Origin of the sequence: Streptomyces sp. NPDC088747 (assembly GCF_044751025.1) — a bacterium.
In the GTDB taxonomy this organism is placed as follows: Bacteria; Actinomycetota; Actinomycetes; order Streptomycetales; family Streptomycetaceae; genus Streptomyces.
This window is the reverse complement of record NZ_JBIVKZ010000014.1, coordinates 152,706-174,365: the sequence shown is the minus strand read 5'-3', so window position 1 is coordinate 174,365 and position 21,660 is coordinate 152,706. Positions and strand designations below refer to the sequence as shown.

At 71.0% G+C, this 21,660-nt stretch carries 21 protein-coding genes; 10 read left to right on the top strand and 11 right to left on the bottom strand.

Going from position 1 to position 21,660, the window contains the following annotated elements; translation table 11 throughout:
• Positions 1-16: 16 nt before the first annotated feature.
• From ACIP79_RS29455 to ACIP79_RS29415, 9 genes are all read right to left on the bottom strand, one after another.
• Positions 17-1,582 (bottom strand): family 43 glycosylhydrolase, encoded by a 1,566-nt coding sequence (locus ACIP79_RS29455; protein WP_401227968.1) that lies wholly within the window; start codon positions 1,580-1,582, stop codon positions 17-19.
• Entirely contained in the window at positions 1,582-2,436 is an 855-nt protein-coding gene (locus ACIP79_RS29450; protein WP_401227966.1) for a PmoA family protein, read from the bottom strand. Before ACIP79_RS29450 ends, ACIP79_RS29455 begins: the two co-directional genes overlap by 1 nt.
• Positions 2,433-3,593, bottom strand: coding sequence for a Gfo/Idh/MocA family protein (locus ACIP79_RS29445; RefSeq protein WP_401227964.1), 1,161 nt, complete (start codon positions 3,591-3,593; stop codon positions 2,433-2,435). The genes ACIP79_RS29450 and ACIP79_RS29445 overlap by 4 nt, the downstream gene beginning before the upstream one ends.
• The gene (locus tag ACIP79_RS29440; protein ID WP_401227962.1) at positions 3,590-4,486 is read right to left on the bottom strand and encodes a carbohydrate ABC transporter permease; all 897 of its coding nucleotides are present in this window, start codon (positions 4,484-4,486) and stop codon (positions 3,590-3,592) included. Before ACIP79_RS29440 ends, ACIP79_RS29445 begins: the two co-directional genes overlap by 4 nt.
• The gene (locus ACIP79_RS29435) at positions 4,483-5,421 is read right to left on the bottom strand and encodes a carbohydrate ABC transporter permease (RefSeq protein WP_401227960.1); all 939 of its coding nucleotides are present in this window, start codon (positions 5,419-5,421) and stop codon (positions 4,483-4,485) included. The genes ACIP79_RS29440 and ACIP79_RS29435 overlap by 4 nt, the downstream gene beginning before the upstream one ends.
• Positions 5,422-5,521: 100 nt before the next feature.
• The gene (araD, locus tag ACIP79_RS29430) at positions 5,522-7,252 is read right to left on the bottom strand and encodes an L-arabinonate dehydratase (protein WP_401227958.1); all 1,731 of its coding nucleotides are present in this window, start codon (positions 7,250-7,252) and stop codon (positions 5,522-5,524) included.
• Positions 7,240-8,148 carry a dihydrodipicolinate synthase family protein gene (locus ACIP79_RS29425; RefSeq protein ID WP_401227956.1) on the bottom strand — a complete coding sequence of 303 codons (909 nt, stop codon included), beginning with the start codon at positions 8,146-8,148 and terminating at the stop codon, positions 7,240-7,242. The genes araD and ACIP79_RS29425 overlap by 13 nt, the downstream gene beginning before the upstream one ends.
• Positions 8,145-8,864, bottom strand: coding sequence for a GntR family transcriptional regulator (locus ACIP79_RS29420; RefSeq protein ID WP_401227954.1), 720 nt, complete (start codon positions 8,862-8,864; stop codon positions 8,145-8,147). Before ACIP79_RS29420 ends, ACIP79_RS29425 begins: the two co-directional genes overlap by 4 nt.
• A gap of 169 nt (positions 8,865-9,033) precedes the next feature.
• Positions 9,034-9,621 carry a TIGR03086 family metal-binding protein gene (locus ACIP79_RS29415; RefSeq protein WP_401227952.1) on the bottom strand — a complete coding sequence of 196 codons (588 nt, stop codon included), beginning with the start codon at positions 9,619-9,621 and terminating at the stop codon, positions 9,034-9,036.
• Positions 9,622-9,783: 162 nt separating this feature from the next.
• On the opposite strand from ACIP79_RS29415, the gene ACIP79_RS29410 reads away from it, so the two are divergent.
• From ACIP79_RS29410 to ACIP79_RS29400, 3 genes are all read left to right on the top strand, one after another.
• Positions 9,784-10,752: an NAD(P)-dependent alcohol dehydrogenase gene (locus ACIP79_RS29410; protein WP_401227950.1), complete on the top strand. Its 969-nt coding sequence runs from the start codon at positions 9,784-9,786 to the stop codon at positions 10,750-10,752.
• A gap of 83 nt (positions 10,753-10,835) precedes the next feature.
• Complete coding sequence (locus tag ACIP79_RS29405; protein WP_401227948.1) at positions 10,836-10,970, top strand: hypothetical protein; 135 nt, start codon at positions 10,836-10,838, stop codon at positions 10,968-10,970.
• Positions 10,971-11,131: 161 nt separating this feature from the next.
• Positions 11,132-11,491, top strand: a complete 360-nt coding sequence (locus ACIP79_RS29400; protein WP_401227946.1) for a hypothetical protein — start codon at positions 11,132-11,134, stop codon at positions 11,489-11,491.
• On the opposite strand, the gene ACIP79_RS29395 is transcribed toward ACIP79_RS29400, so the two are convergent.
• On the bottom strand, positions 11,467-12,633 hold the full coding sequence (locus tag ACIP79_RS29395) for a hypothetical protein (protein WP_401227944.1): 1,167 nt from the start codon (positions 12,631-12,633) through the stop codon (positions 11,467-11,469). The genes ACIP79_RS29400 and ACIP79_RS29395 overlap by 25 nt on opposite strands.
• Positions 12,634-12,664: 31 nt before the next feature.
• Complete coding sequence (locus tag ACIP79_RS29390) at positions 12,665-13,606, bottom strand: 5-dehydro-4-deoxyglucarate dehydratase (RefSeq protein ID WP_401227942.1); 942 nt, start codon at positions 13,604-13,606, stop codon at positions 12,665-12,667.
• Positions 13,607-13,881: 275 nt separating this feature from the next.
• On the opposite strand from ACIP79_RS29390, the gene ACIP79_RS29385 reads away from it, so the two are divergent.
• From ACIP79_RS29385 to ACIP79_RS29355, 7 genes are all read left to right on the top strand, one after another.
• Positions 13,882-14,691 carry an NAD-dependent epimerase/dehydratase family protein gene (locus ACIP79_RS29385; RefSeq protein ID WP_401227940.1) on the top strand — a complete coding sequence of 270 codons (810 nt, stop codon included), beginning with the start codon at positions 13,882-13,884 and terminating at the stop codon, positions 14,689-14,691.
• A gap of 310 nt (positions 14,692-15,001) precedes the next feature.
• On the top strand, positions 15,002-15,772 hold the full coding sequence (locus ACIP79_RS29380) for a DeoR/GlpR family DNA-binding transcription regulator (protein WP_401227938.1): 771 nt from the start codon (positions 15,002-15,004) through the stop codon (positions 15,770-15,772).
• A 126-nt stretch (positions 15,773-15,898) separates the two neighbouring features.
• On the top strand, positions 15,899-17,269 hold the full coding sequence (locus ACIP79_RS29375; RefSeq protein WP_383687917.1) for an ABC transporter substrate-binding protein: 1,371 nt from the start codon (positions 15,899-15,901) through the stop codon (positions 17,267-17,269).
• Positions 17,266-18,204, top strand: coding sequence for a carbohydrate ABC transporter permease (locus ACIP79_RS29370; protein WP_383687918.1), 939 nt, complete (start codon positions 17,266-17,268; stop codon positions 18,202-18,204). Before ACIP79_RS29375 ends, ACIP79_RS29370 begins: the two co-directional genes overlap by 4 nt.
• The gene (locus ACIP79_RS29365; RefSeq protein WP_401227935.1) at positions 18,204-19,073 is read left to right on the top strand and encodes a carbohydrate ABC transporter permease; all 870 of its coding nucleotides are present in this window, start codon (positions 18,204-18,206) and stop codon (positions 19,071-19,073) included. The genes ACIP79_RS29370 and ACIP79_RS29365 overlap by 1 nt, the downstream gene beginning before the upstream one ends.
• Positions 19,070-20,059, top strand: a complete 990-nt coding sequence (locus tag ACIP79_RS29360) for a zinc-dependent alcohol dehydrogenase family protein (protein ID WP_387183704.1) — start codon at positions 19,070-19,072, stop codon at positions 20,057-20,059. Before ACIP79_RS29365 ends, ACIP79_RS29360 begins: the two co-directional genes overlap by 4 nt.
• Positions 20,060-20,178: 119 nt before the next feature.
• Positions 20,179-21,366: a TerD family protein gene (locus ACIP79_RS29355; RefSeq protein ID WP_401227933.1), complete on the top strand. Its 1,188-nt coding sequence runs from the start codon at positions 20,179-20,181 to the stop codon at positions 21,364-21,366.
• Positions 21,367-21,660 lie beyond the last annotated feature (294 nt).

Sequence of the window (21,660 nt, the reverse complement as noted above, 5' to 3'; positions counted from 1 at the left end):
TACGAGTGAGGTGACTTCAGGTGCGGGCGGAGATCCGGAACCGCGTGAACGTGGCCGCGCCGGCGTGGCCGCCGCCTGCGGGCGCGAGTGCGAAGAGGCCGAGCAGGGCGCCGACCCAGCGCCAGGGGGTGGCGGCGAAGACCTGGCCCGAGGGCCGCCGGCCGCCGCCGACGTCGTAGGAGAAGCGGCAGCGCGCCCCCGCGCCGATCTCGATCCGGAGCAGCGCCCGCCCGTCGGGTGCCTCGACCGGACGCGCCGCGTCCCGCTCCCTCCCCCACTGGGCCGAGAGCGCGGGAGACGCCCCCGTGGCCACGGACTCGGCGAACCGGTGCACGAGCCGCACCGATCCGTCCTCCTGCCGCTCAAGTCCGATCCAGCTGAACGCGTCCCCGAGCACGGCGAGTCCGGCCCTGGCTCCCACGCCCTCGCCGCTGAGCGACAGTTGGACCTCGACGGTGGCGGCGCTGCCGGGCAGCCGCTGGGTGAGCACGTTCGCCACCTTGCGCAGATCGTCCGCGTCGGCCGACCGCACGCAGGCGAGGCGCAGTCCGTCCCCGGAGTGCTGGGTGGCCCAGCCGTCCTGCGGGTTGGCGGTCCACTGCCACTGACGGCCGAACCTGCCGCCGGGGAAGTCGTCGTCGACGGCGGGGGCGGACGGCGCCTGGGCGGGCAGATCCGGCTTCCTGTGCAAGGCGACGGGGGCGCCGTCGTCGCCCAGTACGGGCCAGCCGTCCGTGCCCCAGCGCATCGGCTGGAGGTGGACGACCCTGCCGTAGGGGCCGCGTTGCTGGAAGTGCGCGAACCAGTCCTCGCCCTGCCGGGTGCGCACCCAGCCGCCCTGGTGGGGGCCGTTGACCTCGGTGTCGCCCTGTTCGAGGACGACCCGCTCCTCGTAGGGCCCGAAGAAGTCGCGTGAGCGGAACGCGCCCTGCCAGCCGCTCTCCACTCCCCCGGCGGGGGCGAAGATCCAGAACCAGCCGTCGTGGCGGTAGAGCTTGGGCCCTTCGAGGGTGAACCAGCCGGGCAGCCGGTCGGCGTCGACGATCACCTTGCCGTCGTCGAGCAGTCCCGTGCCGTCGGGTCGCATCCGGTGGCCGGTGAGCCGGTTCTTGATCCCGGAACGGGACCTGGCCCAGGCGTGCACGAGGTACGCCTCGCCGGTCTCCGCGTCCCACAGCGGGCAGGCGTCGATGAGTCCCCTGCCTGGCTTCACGAGCTGCGGCCGGGTCCAAGGGCCCCTGATCTCGGGGGCGTTGACCTGGAAGATGCCCTGGTCGGGATCGCCCCAGAAGATCCAGAAGCGGTCCTCGTGGTGCCTCAGGGACGGCGCCCACACTCCGCAGTCGTGTCTCGGCTTCCTGAACTCCCGTGCGGGTTCCAGGCGTTGCAGGGCGTGCCCGACGAGCGTCCAGTTGACCAGGTCCCGGGAGTGCAGCAGCGGCAGGCCCGGGGCGCGCCCGAAGCTGGAGGCGGTGAGGTAGAAGTCGTCGCCGACCCGCAGCAGGTCGGGGTCGGACCAGTCGGCGTCGAGGACGGGATTGCGGTAGGTGCCGTCGCCCAGGTCCGAGGAGGCCAGCGCCATCACGGGCTCACCGCCTTCCGGACGAGGGCTGCGGCCTCGCCACGATCGAGGAGGCCGTCGACGACCACGGTCACGACCCGCCGGACGACCGTCTCCCCCGGCGCGATCGGCAGCCGTTCGCCGTGCGCGAGGGAGGAGCCGACGCCCGGGTATTCGGCGGTGCGCACGAACCACGGGTCCCGGCGGGTCTGTTCGGTGGCGCCGGCGAAGACGAGGGTCCAGGTGGCGCCGGCGAGGGCCAGCCAGTCGGCGCGGCTGCCGTGCACGGCGTCCTCGCCCTCGGCGGCGGCGGTGAACACGTTCGGGGCGTCGGCCTCCTTGCGGGCCCGCCAGAAGAAGCCGCCGTAGGCCGCGCCCGGCCGTCCGTTGGTGGCGGGGCTGCCGAAGGACAGCGCGTCGGAGGTCGTGTTCGTGAGCGAGAAGGTGAAGTCCAACGCCCAGGCGGTGTCGGTGAGTTCGGTGGCGGCGACGGTACGCCGTTCGCGCAGCAGCTCGCCGCCCGCCGCCACCCAGCGCAGCTCCGCCACGAAGCCGTCGGGGTCCCGCAGCTGGAAACTCGTGTGCCGCTGGGCGCCGTGGTTGTCGAGCTCGGTGGGCCCGCGCCCGCTCACGTAGGTGCGCCCGCCCCAGAAGTTGTGCCCCTCGACGTCGGGAACGGCGACACCGACGCCGAGGTGATGGAGGTGGTCGGCGGGGCTGAGCTCGGTGACGGCCGTGCCCGCCAGGGTGGTGACGGGGTGCAGATACGGGCGCGGCGAGAGGCGGGGCGACAGCTCGGGCCGGGTGACGTAGCGGCCGACCGGGCGCTCCCCTATCCGCAGGACCAGCGAGTCGTTGCTGTGCGACGTGTTCAACGCGTGCTCACCTCGTTCGGGTGCGCCCAGGGGGCGCCCAGTTCGGAGTAGAGGGCGAGGTTCTCGGCGGCGGCGGTCACGAGGGCGTCGATGCCGTGGACGACCCGGCGGTTCTCGCCGGGGACCAGGTCCCAGGCGCCCTTGGGGAGCGCGGCCGGGTCGGGCGCCAGGCGGATCGCCTCGACGACCTTCATGAACGCTCCCGTCGAGTCGGGCGGCACCAGCAGTTCGGCTCCGCCCGTCAGGTGCTCGACGAGGTTCTCCAGCAGATCCGTCCTGCCGTACTCGATCTCCCGCGGGCCGCGCCCGGACCGCTGCACCAGCACGCGGTCCTGCTTGTACCAGAAGGTGATCCGCCCGCTGCCGCCGTGCACCAGGACGTACGGCTCGCCGGGGCGCTCGGCGCAGAGGGTGGCGGCGACGGTGACGGGACCCGTCCCGGTGGTGACGCGCACGCACGAGGTGTCGTCGGACTCGATGTCGTTGGCCCGCGCCAGCTCGGTCTCGACGCGCTCGACGTCCTCGGCGCGGGTGGCGCCGTCCAGCGCGAGCGCGGTGGCGACGGCGTGCGCGAGCGGGTTCGTCAGCACCCCGTCGATCACCTCGGCGCCGTTCAGCCGCCGTCTGCCCGCCCACGGCGCCCGGCGGTAGTACGCCTCGTCGCGTGCCCAGGCCCCGGCGGCGCCGACGCCGAGGACCGGGCCGAGCGCGCCCTTGTCGAGGAACTCCCGGATCGCGGGCACGGCGTGCGAGCCGAGCGACTGGAAGCCGATCTGGCAGACGACCCCGGCCGCGGCGACCCCGTCGGCCATCCTGCGGAACTCGGCGTACGACGGCGCGGGCGGCTTCTCCAGGAGCAGGTGTACGCCCCTCTCGGCGGCCGTCAGCGCCAGGTCGGTGTGGGTGGGGATGGGCGTGCAGATCACCGCGATCACTGCGCCGGTGGATTCCAGGAGCGCCCCGAAGTCGGTTGACTGCTCGGTGAGTTGGTCCCGGCCCAGCTCCTCCTGGGTCAGCGGGGTCAGCTCACAGATCCCCGCCAGCCGCACGAGCCCCTTGTCCTGGAGCCGGCGGATGTTCTCCAGGTGCTGTCGGCCGTGACCGCGGGCCCCGGCCAGCACGACCGGCAGCGGAAGCGGTCCCCCGAGCGCGCTCATCCCTTCACCGCCCCCGCGCTGAAGCCCGTGATCAGCCACTTCTGGATGAACGCGAAGACGATGACGACCGGTACGGCGGCGATGATGCCGCCCGCCGCGAGCGCGCCCAGGTCGACGCTGTCGGAGCTCATCAGGGTGTTGAGGCCGACGGGCAGGGTCTGCTTGTCCTGGTTGCTGAGGAACATCAGGGCGAACAGGAAGTGGTTCCAGGAGTGCACGAAGGCGAAGGAGCCGACGGCGATCAACCCGGGCCGCAGCAGCGGCAGTACGACGACCCGGAAGGCGCTGAAGCGGTTGCAGCCGTCGACCCAGGCGGCCTCCTCCAGGGAGTACGGCACGTTCCTGATGAAGCCGCTGATCAGGATCATCGACAGCGGGAGCTGGAAGACCGTCTCGGCGATGATCACGCTGCCCAGCGAGTTGATCATCTGAAGCTCGGCGAAGATCTGGAAGAGGGGCACCAGGAGCAGCGCGCCGGGGACGAACTGGGAGCAGAGCAGCGCCAGCATGAAGGCGCGCTTGATCCTGAAGTCGAAGCGGGCCAGGGCGTATCCGCCGGCGAGCGCGACGACGGTGGTCATCACGAGCGTGGCGAGGCCGACCAGGATGCTGTTCTGGAAGTAGGTCCCGAAGGCGCGTTCGGTCCACACCTTGTCGAAGTGCTCGAAGGTCATGGGCCACGGCAGGAGCGAGGTCGAGCCGGGCGGGCGGAGGGCGAAGAGGAGGATCCAGTAGAAGGGGATGAGGGTGAAGAGCAGGTAGATGCCGAGCGGGAGGTAGATCTGCCAGCGCGGGACCTCGTCCCAGGCCCGGCGGTGCTTGCGCGGACGCTGCGGCTCGGCGGTCACGGGCGTCACGGCGGGCGCGAACTCGACGGCCTCCTTGGTGATCACTTGTCTCCGCCTCCGAACTTGCTCAGCCGCAGGTAGACGATCGAGCAGAACAGCAGGATCACGAACGCGACGGTGGTCAGGGCGGACGCGTAGCCGAAGTTGTGCGCGTCGACGCTGGTGTTGGCGATGTAGAGCGGCAGGGTGGTCGTCTCGCCCGCGGGTCCGCCGCCGGTCAGGGTGTAGAGCAGGTCGACGTTGTTGAACTCCCACACCGCGCGCAGCAGCGTGGACAGCACGATGGCGTCCTTGAGGTGCGGCAGCGTGATGTGCAGGAACTGCCGGAAGCGGCTGGCGCCGTCCACCTCGGCGGCCTCGTAGAGGTCCTTGGAGACGGACTGGAGGTCGGCGAGGATCAGGATCGCGAAGAAGGGGACTCCGCGCCACAGGTCGGCGACGACCGCGGCCGGGAAGACGGTCGAGGTGTCCGAGAGCCAGCTCGTGCCGTAGGTGCCGATGCCGGCGTCCGCGAGGTAACGAGTGATGCCGGTCTGGGAGTTGTAGAGCAGCACCCAGATCGCGGAGGTCAGCACGCCGGAGACGGCCCACGGCGAGAACACCAGCGCGCGGCCGACGGCCCGGCCCACGAACGTCTGGTTGACGATCAGCGCGAGGGCGAGACCGAAGAGGAGTTGCAGTCCGACCTCGACGACGACCCACTTGGCGCTGAAGGTGAGCGTGTCCCAGAACTGCGGGTCGTCGGTGAAGGCGTGCACGAAGTTGTCGAAGCCCGCGTAGCCGTTGCGCCACGACTTGGTGGGGTTGTAGTTCTGCAGGCTGTAGTAGAAGACGCTGATGACCGGGTAGGCGATGAAGCCCAGCATCAGCAGGCCCGCCGGGGCGATCAGCAGGTAGGGGAGCCTGCGGGGCGTCGCCGAGCCACGGCGCCGCCCGGGTGGCGCCGGTGGCTGTTTCGCCACGGCTGCGGCTTGGGCCATGACTGTTCTCCGTTCCTGTGCGAGGAAGCGGCCTCACGGTGAAGCGCTTCACGTACGTCGTTCGACAGGTCGACCAAGGAAGGTGGAGTTCCGGATGTCCTCAGCCTGCGTACGGGTCCTGCACCGTGCCCGGCCGGGCCAGAAACGCGAAGTCGCAGCCGGTGTCCGCCTGGGTGATCTGATCGTTGTAGAGCGCTCCGTAGCCGCGCTCGTACCGCTCGGGCGGCGGCGTCCACCGCGCCCGGCGCCGCGCCAGCTCCTCGTCGTCCACGTTGAGCCGGAGCGACCGCGCCTGGACGTCGAGGGTGATCGTGTCGCCGGTCCGCACCAGGGCGAGCGGTCCGCCGACGTAGGACTCGGGTGCCACGTGCAGCACACAGGTGCCGTAACTCGTGCCGCTCATCCGGGCGTCGGAGATCCGCACCATGTCCCGGACACCCTGCTTGAGGAGGTGGTCGGGGATGGGCAGCATCCCGTACTCGGGCATGCCGGGGCCGCCCTTGGGCCCGGCGTTGCGGAGCACCAGCACGCTGTCCGCCGTGATGCCCAGCTCCGGTTCGTTGATGGTGCGCTGCATGGTGCGGTAGTCGTCGAAGACGACGGCGGGGCCGGTGTGCTTGAGCAGGTGCGGCTCGGCGGCGATGTGCTTGATGACGGCGCCGTCGGGGCAGAGGTTGCCGCGCAGTACGGCCACTCCGCCCTCGTCGGCGACGGGGTCCTCCCTGGTCCGGATGACGTCGTCGTTGTGGACGAGGGCGGTGGAGAGCTGTTCGCGCATGCTGTCGTGGGAGACCGTCGGCCGGTCCAGGTGCAGCAGATCGGTGATCCGCGACAGGAACCCGGGGAGGCCGCCCGCGAAGTGGAAGTCCTCCATCAGGTAAGGGCCGCCGCCGGGGCGGACGTTGGCCAGTACCGGCACGGTCCGCGCGATCCGGTCGAAGTCGTCGAGGGTGAGGGTGACGCCCGCGCGGCCGGCCATGGCGATCAGATGGATCACGGCGTTGGTGGAACCGCCGAGCCCGAGGACCGTCGTCACGGCGTCCGTGAAGGCGTCCGCGGTGAGGATCTGCGACAACTTCCGGTCCTGGCGGACGAGTTCGACGATCCGCAGTCCCGAGGCGGCGGCCATCCGGTCGTGCCCGGAGTCGACGGCGGGGACGCTGGACGCGCCCGGCACCGTCACCCCCAGCGCCTCCGCGGCGGCGGTCAGGGTGGACGCCGTCCCCATGGTCATGCAGTGCCCCGGCGACCGGGCGAGCCCGCTCTCCAGTTCGGTCATCTCGCAGTCCCCGATGAGACCGGCGCGCTTGTCGTCCCAGTACTTCCACATGTCGGTGCCGGAGCCGAGGACCTCGTCGCGCCAGTGGCCCGGGAGCATCGGCCCGGCGGGCACGAAGACCGCCGGCAGGTCGACGGAGGCAGCGCCCATCAGGAGCGCGGGCGTGGACTTGTCACAGCCGCCCATCAGGACGGCCCCGTCCACCGGGTAGGAGCGCAGCAGTTCCTCGGTCTCCATCGCGAGGAGGTTGCGGTAGAGCATCGGGGTCGGCTTCTGGAAGGTCTCGCTGAGCGTGGAGACCGGGAACTCCAGCGGGAAACCGCCGGCCTGCCACACCCCGCGCTTGACGGCCTGCGCACGGTCCCGCAGGTGCACATGGCAGGGGTTGATGTCGGACCAGGTGTTGAGGATCGCGATGACGGGCTTGCCCAGGTGCTCCTCGGGCAGATAGCCGAGCTGGCGGGTCCTGGCCCGGTGGCTGAAGGAGCGCAGCCCCTCGGTGCCGTACCACTGGTGGCTTCTGAGCTCCTCCGGGCTCTTCATATGGACCACCCCGCGGCGATCGCGGCGACCTCCGCGCGCTCGCCCTCGGGCAGCGGCTTGCTCGGCGCGCGCACGTCACGGCGGCACAGGCCGAGCGAGGCCAGGGCCTCCTTGACGACGGTCACGTTGTTGGCGGAGGAGTTGGCGGCGCGCAGTTCCTCGAAGCGGCGGATCTGCTCCCAGACCTTCATGGCGGCCGGGTAGTCGCCCGATCGAAGCGCTTCGATCATGTTCAGCGAAACGGACGGGGCGACGTTCACGAGCCCCGAGGTGAAGCCGGTGGCGCCCGCCGAGAAGTACGAGGGCGCGTACGGCTCGGCGAGACCGGCGACCCACACGAACCGTTCCAGTCCCGCGTCCCGCGCGAAGGCCGCGAAGCGCGCGGCGTCCGGCACCGCGTACTTGACGCCGATGACGTTGGGGCAGTCGTCGGCGAGTTCGGCGAGCCGTTCGCCGGAGAGCAGCGCGTTGCGGATGTAGGGCACGACTCCCAGTTCGGGCACGGACTCCGCGATCGCTCGGTGGTAGTCGACCCAGCCGCCCTCCGACACGTAGGGGTGGATGGGCTGATGGACCATCACCATCTGCGCCCCGAGGTCACGCGCGTGCCGCGCGGTGGCCACGGCGGTCGGCACGTCGTGCCCGACGCCGACCAGGACGACGGCCCGGTCACCCGCCTCCTCGATGGTCAACTCCGTGACGAGCCGCCGCTCCTGAGGTGTGAGGGCGTAGAACTCGCCGGTGTTGCCGTTGGGCGTGAGGGTCCTGATCCCTCCGTCGAGCAGTCGGCGCAGCAGGGCCCGGTGGGTGTCGCGGTCGATGGTCCCGTCCTGCGCGAAGGGGGTCACGGGAATCGCCACGACCTCGGCGAGCGCCGCCCGCTGGGTCTCGTACGTCACTGTCATGCCTGTCCGTCCTCGCTCGGGCCCTGGGGATCGGTCATGCCTCGACCGTCCCGGCTCGGCCGCAAGTCCCCTTCCTCGTCGCCTGGTTGCGGAAAGGCCCGGCGTACGAACGAGGCGATGTGCGCGTGCAGCGCCCCGGCCGCGCCGTCGGCGTCGCCGTCGAGGGCGAGCCGCAGGATCTCCCGGTGCTCGCCGGCCTCGCGCTCCCAGGAGGGGTTGGCGGCCCAGGCGACGGCGGAGACCAGCGCGGCCTGGTCCCGCACCTCGTCGAGCATCCGGCCGAGCAGCGGATTGCCGCAGGGCACGTACAGCTCGCGGTGGAACTCCCGGTTGGCCAGGGAGCGTTCGGCGGTGTCGGAGGCCTCGTCGGCCCGGGTCAGGGCGTCGCGCGCCGCGTCCAGCGACGCCTTGCGGCGGACGACCCGGCGCAGCGCCTCCGGTTCGAGCAGCAGCCGTACGTCGTACACCTCGCGCGCCATGTCCGCGTCCACCATGCGCACCGTGACGCCCTTGTACTGGTTCATCACGACGAGCCCGGTACCGGCGAGGGTCTTGAGCGCCTCGCGCACGGGGGTCTTCGACACCCCGAACTGTGCGGCGAGTTCGGTCTCGACCAAGGCCTGTCCCGGGGTCAACTGCCCGGTGAGGATGCGGTGTTTGATGCCTTCCTGCACGAACTGCGTGCGGGACGGAATCGGCGTGGGCACAGAGGTCATGCGCGCCTCTCGGATCTCTCGGATCTCACATATCGCGTCTCATATATGACGTACGAAGTACGACGCGTTGAAAGTAGGGGCGCCCCGGTGTTTCGTCAACGCTTCTCACAAAAGAAGGTGGTGTGACAGACCGACGGCCTGTCACACCACCTCGTCGGGTGCCGGAGCGCTACGGCTTCCAGCCGGGGTCACGCCCGCTGAGCCCGATCGTCCGGTCGAGGAGCGGCGCCTCGTCGGGCACCGGCACCACGGGCCCGAAGATGCCCTCGCCCCCGCTCGGCTCCTCGGCCGCGGCCAGCAGGAACGCGTGCGCGGTCCGCAGGGCGGCGGGGTCGGGTTCGTACGCCTGCCCGGTGGCGCGGGCCAGGTCCCAGCCGTGTACGACCAGTTCGTCGACGGCGACGGCGCCCCCGACGGCGCCCGGCAGGGACACGCCGCCCGCGCGGGTCTCCCCGGTCCAGGCGGCCGGATCACGCCAGGCCTCGGCGAGCTCGTCCATCACCTCGGGCAGCGCCTCGCGCCAGCCGGGCCCGATGTCGGGCACGGCGGAGTCCGGGCTGGTGTCCGTGGTGGGCCCCAGGTCCTTGCGCGCGGCGTCCCGGAAGGCGGTGGCGAGCCCGATCAGGTGGCCCAGCAGGTTGCGCACGGCCAGCTCCGGGCAGGGGGTCGCGTCCGCGAGCTGCCCGTCGGTCACCCCCGCCCCGAGCCGCGCGACGATCCGGGCCTGCGGCCCCAGGTCGAGAATCCCGTCGGTCATCCGCTTCTCCTCAGAGTTCGTACGCGTATCCGCTCCCTGGGTAGACCGGTGAACGTACGAAAACTCATCGCCCGCGCTTCCAGGACGGCCCTACGGAGGCTGGTCAGGCGTTCGAGCCGCCGGGATGCTCGATGCCACAGGCCCGCGAGAAGGGGAACCACCGTGAAAGCCATCGTCCAGGACGCCTACGGGACCGCCGACCTGCTGGAACTGCGCGACATCGACCGGCCCGCGCCCCGTGACGACGAGGTGCTGGTCGAGGTGCGTGCCGCGGGGGTCGACCCGAGCGTCTGGCACCTCATGACCGGCAGGCCGCTGGTCGCCCGCGTCGCCCTCGGGGTGCGCAGGCCGAGGAATCCCGTCCGGGGCTGGGACGGCGCGGGCCGCGTCGAGTCGGTCGGCGCGAAGGTGACCGCGTTCAAGCCGGGCGACGAGGTCTTCGGCAACTGCGACGGCTCGTTCGCCGAGTTCGCGCGCGCCAAGGCCAAGAGGCTCGCCCTCAAGCCTCCTTCCCTCACCTTCGAACAGGCCGCCGCCCTTCCCGTCTCCGGCATGACCGCCCTCCAGGCACTGAGCGGCAGGTCCCGGCCGGCGCCCGGCGACCAGGTGCTCGTGATCGGCGCCTCCGGCGGCGTCGGGTCCTTCGCCGTCCAACTGGCCGCGATGTACGGCGCCGTGGTGACCGGCGTCTGCGGTCCCACCGGCACGGATCTCGTACGGTCCCTGGGCGCCACCCACGTCCTCGACTACACGCACGAGGACATCACCGCGGGCCCGCACCGGTACGACGTCATCGTCGACTGCGCGGGCCTGCGCCCGTTGCCGCTGCTGCGCCGGATCCTCGCACCGCGCGGCACCCTCGTCATGGTCGGCGGCGAGGGCGGGAGCGCCTTCCTCGGCGGGATGAGCCGCGAACTCCGGGCCGCCCTGCGCTCGCCCTTCGTCGGCCAGAACTTCCGCAACCTCGTCTCCCTCCCCCGCCAAGAGGACCTGCTCACCCTCAAGAACCTCGCGGAGGAAGGGAAGATCACCCCCGCCATCGACCGCACGTACCCGCTCGCCGAGGCCGCCGACGCGGTCCGGCACCTGGAGAAGGGCCACCCGCGGGGCAAGCTCGTCCTCACCGTCTGAACCGTGCGCCGTCCACCCGCCGGTGCTCTGCAGGGCATCTGCCCGCTCCCGGGACCAGGTCCTCAGACGCACGATGACGAGCCATGAGGACATGGGCGATCACCCGCGTCCTGCGGGACCGGAACGCGGGGCTGTATCTGAGCGCGGTCGTGGTCTCCGGCTTCGGCGACCGGGTGGCCGCGGGCCCTCTCCTGCGCCGCCTGAGGGCTGTCCCGTAATCCCCGGCGGGCGCACGACGACAGCTACGGCACCTCGCCGCATTGTCGGATCGCCCGAACACGCCCAGCATGAGGACGGCCCTCCGCCTTGCGATGCGCCGCCTTGCGATGCAACGCATCTGACGCCGCGCGCTGATCCACCGGGGATTACGGGACAGCCCTTGGGCGAGCGGCAGTTCGCGGGGTACGGCATCGCCCTCAGCGCCGTGGCAGTCGCCGCCCGCGCCCTCCCGCACGACACGGTGGCGCTCGCCTCGGCCGCCGCGATCGGCGCCGGCCTCCCCTGCGTGCTGACCGCGGCGCTCACCGCGGTCCAGCGCGAGACCCCGGGCGCGCAGCTGGGCACGGTGACGGGGACCGCCAACACCCTGGTCTTCGCCTCGAACGCGGTCGGCCTCGCGATAGGCGCGGGCCTGGTCGAACTCCTGGACCACCGGCTGCTGTCGGCGGTGCTCGGACTCGTACGGCCGGCGACGGTCGTGCCTCTGCTGCGGACTCAGCCGAGCCGCGCGAGTGCCTGAGTCACCAGCGACAGGTCCTCGTCGGAGGCCAACCCGGCGTGGTAGAGCCGCACTTCGGTGGCTCCCCGCTCGACGGCCCGCGCCACGTCCTCGCCGAGCTCCGCCGGGCGACCCCCCATTCCGCTCACCACGGTGAAGTTGGCCGCGAGCACCCTTCCTGCAACACCCCTGTCAGTAAAGGGAGTCAGCAGCCCCGGGCCGCCCGCGCACGGGACGACCACCCCGTCCGCGACGGACAGGATGTGCGCGGGGTCCACTCCGGCGTTCGCACCGCAGTGGTAGGAGACCGGGTCCGCGTGCAGCAGGATCCGGAACCCCTCGGGTGCGGCCGAGCGCACCGCGGCGACGGCCTCCTCCTGGAGGGAACGGGCGACGGAGTCCCGCCAGGCGCGGGTGGCCGCCGCGAGCTCGCCGCCGAGCAGTTTCTCCACGGCCTCCCAGCCCCCGACGGGAGCCTCGCCCCGCCACACGGGCTCCAGGGCCCGCCGGACCGAGGCCGCCAACTCCTCGGAATCGAGACCCTGTTGACCGAAGCCCGTCCGGCACGAAGGGCAGAAGCACAACGACATCAGGTACTGCCCGGCCTCCCCGAGTCCCACCCCCGCCGTCTTGTCGTGGGCGTGCAGGTGCGCGAGCCCGTACCAGCCGAGGGACTCCAGTTCCGTACCGCCGGCCCCGGACCGCACCGCCGCCTCGACGGCCAGGCCGACCAGGTAGGCACGCGTGTCGGACTGGGCGATGCAGGGTGCCCACGGATAGCGGTCCCCGTAGGCGTTGACCACGGAGGTGTCCGGAAACTCCTCCCCCATACGGGAGTTGTGCGCGAGAACCACCCAGGTGTGCACGTCGAGCCCGGCCCCGGCGAGCGCGTCGGCGGCCTCCCCGAAGGCGTCGCCCGGCGCCCAGCCACCCGCCGGGTACGGCCGCAGCGTGCGCCCCTGCCACCGCTCGCCCACGGGATAGAGCACCGAGGCGTGCGAGGCGGTGACGATCCGGTGCCGGGGGTGGCGCGGGGTCAGGGCGCGCGTGGAGTGGTAGGCGGAGGCGAGCGTCACCTGCCGTACGCCGAGAGCGGCGATCCGTCCGGCGGCCTCCGGGTCCCCTACGACGTCCCAGGGATAGACGAACGCTGACGACTTCACTCGCCCTCCCCGGGGCTGCGCGGCGGCACGGTCACACGTCCTCCTCGATCAGCGCGTAGCCGCGCTCGATCAGTTCCGCGAGCCGCTTCACATGGTCCTCGGCGGGCTCGTGCAACGGCGGCCGGACCTCGCCCACGTCCAGCCCCCGCAGCCGTACCCCCGCCTTGACGAGCGAAACGGCGTACCCGCGCCCCAGCGCGCGGAGATCGACGAACGGCCGGTAGAAGCCGTCGAGCAGCCGGTTCGCGACCTCGTCGTCCCCGGTGTTGAGCGCCCTGTGGAAGGCCAGCGCGACCTCGGGGGCGAAGCAGAACACGGCGGACGAGTACAGCGTGATGCCCACCCCGCGGTACGCGAGCCCGGTCAGTTCGGCCGTCGGCAGCCCGTTGAAGTAGAGGAACTCCCCCGGGACCTCGCTGCGCACCGCGCTCACGATCCGCTGCACCAGGTCCAGGTCGCCGAGCCCGTCCTTGAACCCGATGATCCCCTCGGTGCGGGCCAGTTCGACCACGGTCTCCGGGGTGAACACGGCGTTGTCGCGCTGGTAGACGATCACCGGCAGCGCGGTCGAGGAGGCGAAATCCCGGTAGTGCCGCAGCAGCCCCTCCTGCCCGGCCACCACGAGATACGGCGGCATGGCGAGCAGCCCGTCGGCGCCGGCCGTCTCGGCGAGGCGGGCGAACCGCACGGCGAGCGCGGTGCCGTACCCGGCGCCCGCGACGACCGGCACGCGCCCGTCCGCCGCCTCGACCGCCGCGCCGACGCACGCCTCGAACTCCTCGGGGGTGAGCGCGTGGAACTCCCCGGTGCCGCAGCAGGCGAACACGGCGGCGGCGCCGGCCTCGACACCGCGCCGTACGTGCTCCCGGTAGACGTCGAGATCGACGGCGCCGTCGGGTCCGTACGCGGTGACGGGGAAGAACAGCGGCCCGCTGGGGATGCTGAGCCGAGCGGCAAGGGGGGCTGACGTCACGGACTCTCCCTATGCGGTGCACATTTTGCGGTGCACGTTTCCCAGTGACCGTCTTTCGGTGCACGGTTCTGATCCATGTCCATATTTCTGAACGCATCCACGCTAAGCCGCGACCTTGGGGCCGGTCAAGCGCGCACACTCGTAACACGGAGGCGGATTTCCCGCCTCCGCGCGAGACTTGACGAGAACCGTCGACCATCCCTAGCGTGTCCACGGATGTGAATGCCGTACACACATGCGCATGACCTACGGTGCCGATTCAAGGAGACCCGAGGATGCCCGCTCCCCGAACCGTTCTGCTCACCGGCGCCGCCGGCGGCCTCGGCACCCTGATGCGGGGCCTGCTCCCGGAGTACGGCTACGAGCTGCGCCTTCTCGATCTGCTGCCCGTCGAGGGCGAGCCGGACGCGATCACCGCGGACCTCGCCGACCGGGCGGCGCTGCGCGAGGCGGTTCGGGGCGTCGACGCGATCATCCACCTCGCGGGCATCTCCCTGGAAGCCTCCTTCGACAAGATCCTCAAGGCCAACATCGAGGGAACGTACAACCTGTACGAGGCCGCCCGTGAGGAAGGCGTACGGCGCATCGTCTTCGCCTCCTCCAACCACGCGGTGGGCTACACCCCGCGCCCCCAGGGCGAGGACCCCCTCATCCCCGTCGACACACCGCGCCGCCCGGACACCTTCTACGGCCTGTCGAAGTCCTTCGGCGAGGACCTGGCGCAGTTCTACTGGGACAAGCACGGCCAGGAGACCGTCTCGGTCCGCATCGGCTCCTGCTTCGCGGAGCCGTCGAGCGTGCGCATGCTCTCCGTCTGGATGAGCCCCGAGGACGGCGCCCGACTCTTCCACGCGGCCCTCACCGCCGAGGACGTGGGGCACACCGTCGTCTACGGCTCCTCCGCCAACACCCGCCTGTGGTGGGACCTCTCGACCGCCCGCGCCCTCGGTTACGAGCCGCGGGACGACTCCGAGCCGTACGCCGAGAAGCTCATCGCCGAACAGGGCGAGTTCGACCCGGACAACCCGGACCACGCCCACCTGGGCGGCCACTTCACCACGCACCCGCCGATCTGGCCGTACTGAGACCGCGGCGGCATCACGGCACGGCACATGAGGGCGGGCGGGCACCGAACGGGCCCGCCCGCTCCCGTGTTCGGGCACAGCCCCTGCCCGATCCCACCTCCCCAGCCGCTCCGCCCCAGGTCCGACGCGGGCACCCGCACCGCGAAACGGGCCCAGCCGGGCACCATCGGGCATGCAACAAGCCTGGTCAGTGGCCGATACCCGCTGTAGAACTTCCCTACAAGAACCGACCGGGCCCGAACGGGCAGTGCGCGGCGTCGCGTACACCCGGAGCGGTCTCGTACACCGGGCAAGGGAGCGGGTGACGGCCATGGCAGCCATGACGGCGGAGGAGCGTCAGCGCGAGATCGTCCGGGCCGCCCGCCGCGCGGGTTCGGTCGACGTCACCGCGCTCGCCGTCGAACTGGGCGTCGCGAAGGAGACCGTACGGCGCGATCTGCGCACCCTGGAGGACCACGGCCTGGTGCGCCGCACCCACGGCGGCGCCTATCCCGTGGAGAGCGCCGGGTTCGAGACCACGCTCGCCTTCCGTACCACGAGCCAGGTGCCCGAGAAACGCCGCATCGCGGCCGCGGCGGCCGAACTCCTCGGGGACGCCGAGACGGTCTTCGTCGACGAGGGGTTCACCCCGCAGCTCATCGCGGAGGCACTGCCCAGGGACCGCCAGCTGACGGTGGTCACCGCCTCCCTGGCCACCGCGGGCGCGCTCGCCGAGGCCGACAACACGAGCGTCCTGCTGCTCGGCGGCCGGGTCCGCCCCGGCACCCTGGCGACCGTCGACCACTGGACGACGAAGATGCTCGCCGGTTTCGTCATCGACCTGGCGTTCATCGGCGCCAACGGCATCTCCCGCGAACACGGCCTCACCACCCCCGACCCGGCGGTCAGCGAGGTCAAGGCCCAGGCGATCCGGGCCTCCAGGCGCACGGTCTTCGCTGGCGTGCACACCAAGTTCGGCGCCGTCAGTTTCTGCCGGTTCGCCGACATCAGCTCCCTGGAGGCGATCGTCACCAGCACCCTGCTGCCGGCCTCCGAGGCGCACCGGTACTCACTCCAGGGCCCCCAGGTCCTCCGCGTCTGAAAATCCGACCCACCCAAGTCCAGGAACCCAACCCACCGAGTCCGAAAACCCAACTCATCCCCCACGGCACACCCACACCTCCCCACATCCCTTATCTCCCCGTATGTCTAAGTCCAGGAGTGATCCATGCGAACCCCGAGCCGACGGAGGCCGCGCGCACTGCTCGCCGCGGCCGCCGCAGGGACGCTGCTCACCCCGCTGCTCTCCGGGTGCTGGACCGGAGCGGGCGGGGCGGGCTCCGGCGGGAACTCCATCAATGTACTGATGGTCAACAACCCGCAGATGGTCGAGTTGCAGAAGCTCACCGCCGCCCACTTCACCAAGGAGACCGGCATCAAGGTGAACTTCACCGTGCTGCCGGAGAACGACGTCCGCGACAAGATCAGCCAGGACTTCGCCAACCAGGCGGGCCAGTACGACGTCGCCACCCTCAGCAACTACGAGATACCGATCTACGCCAAGAACGGCTGGCTGCACGAGATGGACTCCTACGTGCGCGGCGACTCCGCGTACGACGAGGAGGACATCCTCAAGCCGATGCGGCAGTCCCTGACGGCCGACGACGGCAAGCTCTACGGGCAGCCGTTCTACGGCGAGTCGTCCTTCCTGATGTACCGCAAGGACGTGTTCGCGGAGAAGGGCCTCACGATGCCCCCGCACCCCACCTGGCAGCAGGTGGGCGAGCTGGCCGCCCAGGTCGACGGCGCCGAGGACGGCATGAAGGGCATCTGCCTGCGCGGCCTGCCCGGCTGGGGCGAGATCATGGCCCCCCTGACCACCGTCGTGAACACCTTCGGCGGCACCTGGTTCGACAAGGACTGGAACGCGCGGCTCGACTCCCCCGAGTGGGAGGCGGCCACCAAGTTCTACGTCGACCTGGTCCGCGAGCACGGCGAGTCCGGCGCGGCCCAGTCCGGCTTCGCCGAGTGCCTCAACAACCTCACCCAGGGCAAGACGGCCATGTGGTACGACGCCACCTCCGCCGCCGGCTCACTGGAGGCAGCCGACTCCCCGGTCAAGGACAAGATCGGCTATGTGCCCGCCCCCGTGGAGAAGACCGACTCCTCCGGCTGGCTCTACACCTGGGCCTGGGGCATCCAGGACGCGTCCCGGAACCCGGACAAGGCCTGGAAGTTCGTCTCCTGGGCGTCCAGCAAGGAGTACGAGGAACTGGTCGGTGACGAGATCGGCTGGTCCAACGTCCCGGCGGGCAAGCGTGCCTCGACCTACACGAACGCCGACTACCTCAAGGAGGCCGGCGCCTTCCAGGAGATGACGAAGGACGCCATCGAGGGCGCCAAGCCGACCGACCCCGGAGTCCAGCCGCGCCCCGCGCCCGGCATCCAGTTCGTCGGCATCCCCGAGTTCACCGACCTCGGCACCAGGGTCTCCCAGGAGATCAGCGCGGCCATCGCCGGACGCCAGTCCGTCGAGTCGGCCCTGAAGAAGTCCCAGAGTCTCGCCGAAGAGATCTCGAAGGAGTACGAGGGACGATGACCGCCACCACAACAGCACCCCCGGCCACCGCTTCGGTACCCGACACCCGAAGGCCACCCTCCGACCGGCTGCGCGCCTGGGCCACCCGCGCCCCGCTCCTGCCGGCCCTGATCTTCATGGTCGTCGTGACCCAGCTGCCCTTCGTGGCCACGCTGGTGATCTCCTTCTTCGACTGGAACTCCCTCTACCCGGACGCCCGCACGTTCACCGGTTTCGGCAACTACACCGACGTCCTCACCGACGCCGACCTGCGCAAGTCGGTCTGGACGACGATCCTGCTGACCGTGACGGTGGTCGTGGTCAGCCTGGTCCTCGGCCTGCTCCTCGCCCTGCTCCTGGACCGCAAGTTCCGCGGCAGGGGCATCGTCCGCACCCTGCTCATCGCACCGTTCCTGGTGGTCCCCGTCGCCGCGGCCCTGCTGTGGAAGCACGTGCTCTACAACCCGGAGTACGGCCTCTTCAACGGCCTCCTGCACTACGTCGGCGGCCCGGAACCCGACTGGATCTCCAACACCCCGCTGCTGGCCGTCGAGGCGTCCCTGGTCTGGCAGTGGACCCCGTTCATGATGCTGATCCTGCTCGCGGGACTGCAGAGCCGCGACCACCAGCAGATCGAGGCCGCGAAGGTGGACGGCGCGAGCGGCTGGCAGGTCTTCCGCTATCTCACGCTCCCCCACCTGCGCCGCTATCTCGAACTCGGCGCCCTGCTCGGCTCGATCTACATCGTGCAGAACTTCGACGCCGTCTTCACGATCACCTCGGGCGGCCTGGGCACCGCGAACCTGCCCTACACCGTCTACCAGAGCTTCTACCAGGCCCACGAGAACGGCCTGGCCTCCGCCGCGGGCGTCCTGGTCGTCATCGGCTCGATCATCATCGCGACCTTCGCGCTGCGCGTGGTCTCGTCCCTGTTCCGTGAGGAGGGGTCCCGCTGATGGCCGCCACAGAGACACCCGTACGTACCGTCCAGACACACCCCACCCGCCGTAAGCCGGGGGCGGGCCTCGGCCTGGTCGCCTGGCTGCTGGGCATCGTCTTCTTCCTCCCCATCGCCTGGATGGCCCTGACGTCCTTCCACTCGGAGACGGACGCGGCGACCAACCCGCCGTCCTTCGGAGCGGCCCTCACCCTCGACGGCTACCGCGAGTTCTTCGGCACCGGCGGCGGCGCGAGCCCCTGGCCCGCGCTGATCAACTCGACCGCCGCGTCGCTGGTCTCCACCCTCTTCGTCCTGCTGCTGGCCTTCCCTGCGGCGTACGCGCTGTCCATCCGCCCGGTGAAGAAGTGGACGAACGTCCTGTTCTTCTTCCTGTCGACCAAGATGCTCCCGGTGGTGGCGGGTCTCCTCCCGATCTACCTGTTCGCCAAGAACGCCGGGATGCTCGACAACATCTGGCTGCTGGTCATCCTCTACACCTCCATGAACCTGCCGATCGCGGTGTGGATGATGCAGTCCTTCCTCGCCGAGGTCCCGGTCGCGGTGATCGAGGCGGCCCAGATAGACGGCGCGAAGCTGCCGACGATCCTCACCCGGATCGTGGCCCCGATCTCCGCACCCGGAATCGCCGCCACGGCTCTGATCTGCTTCATCTTCAGCTGGAACGAACTCCTCTTCGCGCGGGTCCTCACCGGCGTGGTCGCCGAGACGGCCCCCGTCTTCCTGACCGGCTTCATCACCAGCCAGGGCCTGTTCCTGGCGAAGGTGTGCGCCGCGTCGCTCGTCATCTCCCTGCCGGTGCTCGCCGCGGGGTTCGCCGCCCAGGACAAGCTGGTCCAGGGCCTTTCGTTGGGAGCCGTGAAATGAAGGCCGCAGTCATCGAGTCCGTCGGCCGCGCCGTGGTGGCGGAGGTCCCGGACCCGACGCCGGGCCCCCGCGAGGTCGTCGTCGAGGTCGCCGCCTGCGGCCTCTGCGGCACCGACCTGCACATCCTCCAGGGCGAGTTCGCCCCCAAGCTGCCGATCGTGCCGGGGCACGAGTTCGCCGGCGAGGTGGTCGGCGTCGGCACCCAGGTCACCGAGATCTCGGTCGGCGACCGGGTGGCCGTGGACCCCTCCCTCTACTGCTACGAATGCCGGTACTGCCGCACGGGCCACAACAACCTCTGCGAGCGCTGGGCCGCGATCGGCGTCACGACGGCCGGCGGCGCCGCCCAGTTCGCCGTCGCCCCCGTCGCCAACTGCGTGAAACTCCCCGAGCACGTCCGCACCCAGGACGCGGCTCTGGTCGAACCCCTGTCCTGCGCGGTACGCGGCTACGACGTCCTGAACTCCCGCCTCGGCGCCCACGTCCTCATCTACGGCTCCGGAACGATGGGCCTGATGATGCTGGAACTGGCCAAGCGCACGGGCGCGGCGAGCGTGGACGTCGTCGACCTCAACGCGCAGCGCCTGGCGACGGCCCAGCAGCTCGGCGTCTCCTCCTCGGCCACGAACGCCGACGAGCTCGACCGCCCCCAGGGCTGGGACCTGGTCATCGACGCGACCGGCAACGCAGCCGCGATCCAGGACGGGCTCGACCGGGTGGCCAAGGCGGGCACCTTCCTCCAGTTCGGAGTGGCCGACTACGCGACCCGGGTCTCGATCGACCCGTACCGCATCTACAACCAGGAGATCACCATCACCGGCTCCATGGCCGTCCTGCACAGCTTCGAACGGGCGGCGGAGCTCTTCGCGACAGGCGTCCTGGACCCCGACGTCTTCATCAGCGACCGCCTGCCCCTGACCAGCTATCCCCAGGCGCTGGAGCAGTTCGCCTCGGGCGTGGGACGGAAGATCGTGGTGGTGCCGTAGCGCGACGGCGTCCGAGGTGGAGGGGGGCGAGAGAACATCCCCCTCCGCCCGGCCACAAACGGCCCGCTTGGTAAGGGAACGGTAAAGCGCACTCGCTCGTTACCCCAGTCATGACAGCTATGACGCCAGGCTCGAACATCCCTCTCCCCGTCGCGCGCGTGACGGTGGACGTCACCGCCCCGGTGCGGCTCGACGTGTCGAGCCTGCTGCTCACCGCCGACGGCAAGGTGCGCTCCGACGACGACTTCATCTTCTTCAACCAGCCCACGGGCCCGGGAGTGACGTACCGCTCGGGCGGCGGCACGACCCCCGACACGATCACGGTCGACACGGCCGCGGTCCCCCCGGGCATCGAGAAGATCGTCGTCACCGCGAGCCCGGACGCCGCGGGCCAGACCTTCCAGGGCATCGAGCCCACGGCCACCATCCGCAACGCCGACGACAACTCCGTACTGGCGTCGTTCACCCCGCCCCAGCTGGGCTCGGAGACGGCCCTGGTGATCGTGGAGGTCTACCTCCGCAACGGCGCGTGGAAGGCCCGCGCGGTCGGCCAGGGCTACTCCAACGGCCTGGCGGGCATCGCCACGGACTTCGGCGTCTCGGTGGAGGAACCGGCCCCCGCCGCGCCCCAGCCCGTGGCCCCGCCCACCCCGGCCGCCCAGCCCCGGGTGGCGACCCCGCCGCCCCCGGCCGCTCCCCCGGCGGCGGCCCCCGCTCCCGCCGCCTCCGGCAAGATCAACCTCGACAAGGGCCGGGTCAGCCTCCAGAAGAATCAGACCGTCTCCCTGGTCAAGGGCGGCCGCCCGCTCCTCTCCCAGGTCAAGATGGGCCTCGGCTGGGAGCCCGCGTTCCGCGGCAAGGACATCGACCTGGACGCCTCGGTCATCGCGTACGGCCCGCAGCGCAACCACATCGACAGCTGCTACTTCGGCAAGCTCTCCATCGTGAACGGCGCGATCAAGCACTCCGGCGACAACCTCACCGGTGAGGGCGGCGGCGACGACGAGGTGATCGTCGTGGACCTGGGCCGTCTCCCCCAGGAGGTCACCGGCCTGGTCTTCACGGTCAACTCCTTCTCCGGCCAGAAGTTCACCGAGGTGGCCAAGGCCTACTGCCGCCTCCTGGACGCCGCCACCGGCGAGGAGCTGGTCCGCTTCGACCTCACCAGCGCCGAGGCCCAGACCGGCGTCATCATGGCCAAGCTGATCAAGCAGTTCTCCGGCGAATGGGAAATGACCGCCCTGGGCGACTTCGTCAAGTCCCGCACAGTCCGCGGAATGGTCAAACCGGCAGCCCAGTCCCTCTGACCGAGAACGCGCCACCCCGCCCCCTCCCCCAGCGAGGCGGCGGGGCCCCTCCCGCAGCCGCAAGACCACGGAAGAGGGCGCGCCAGCCCGCCCCCTCCCGCAGCCGCAAGACCACGGAAGGGGGCGTGCCGGTACGTCCAGATGCCCGTCGCGTACGTTCGCGTCACCGGACCCGCCCCCTCTTGCCCGACGTCTGATCCGGCGGCGACGGGCGGGACGTACCGGCACGCCCCCCCCCCCCCCCCCCCCCCCCCCGGCGGGCCCCCCCCCCCCCCCGCGCCCCCCCCCCCCCCG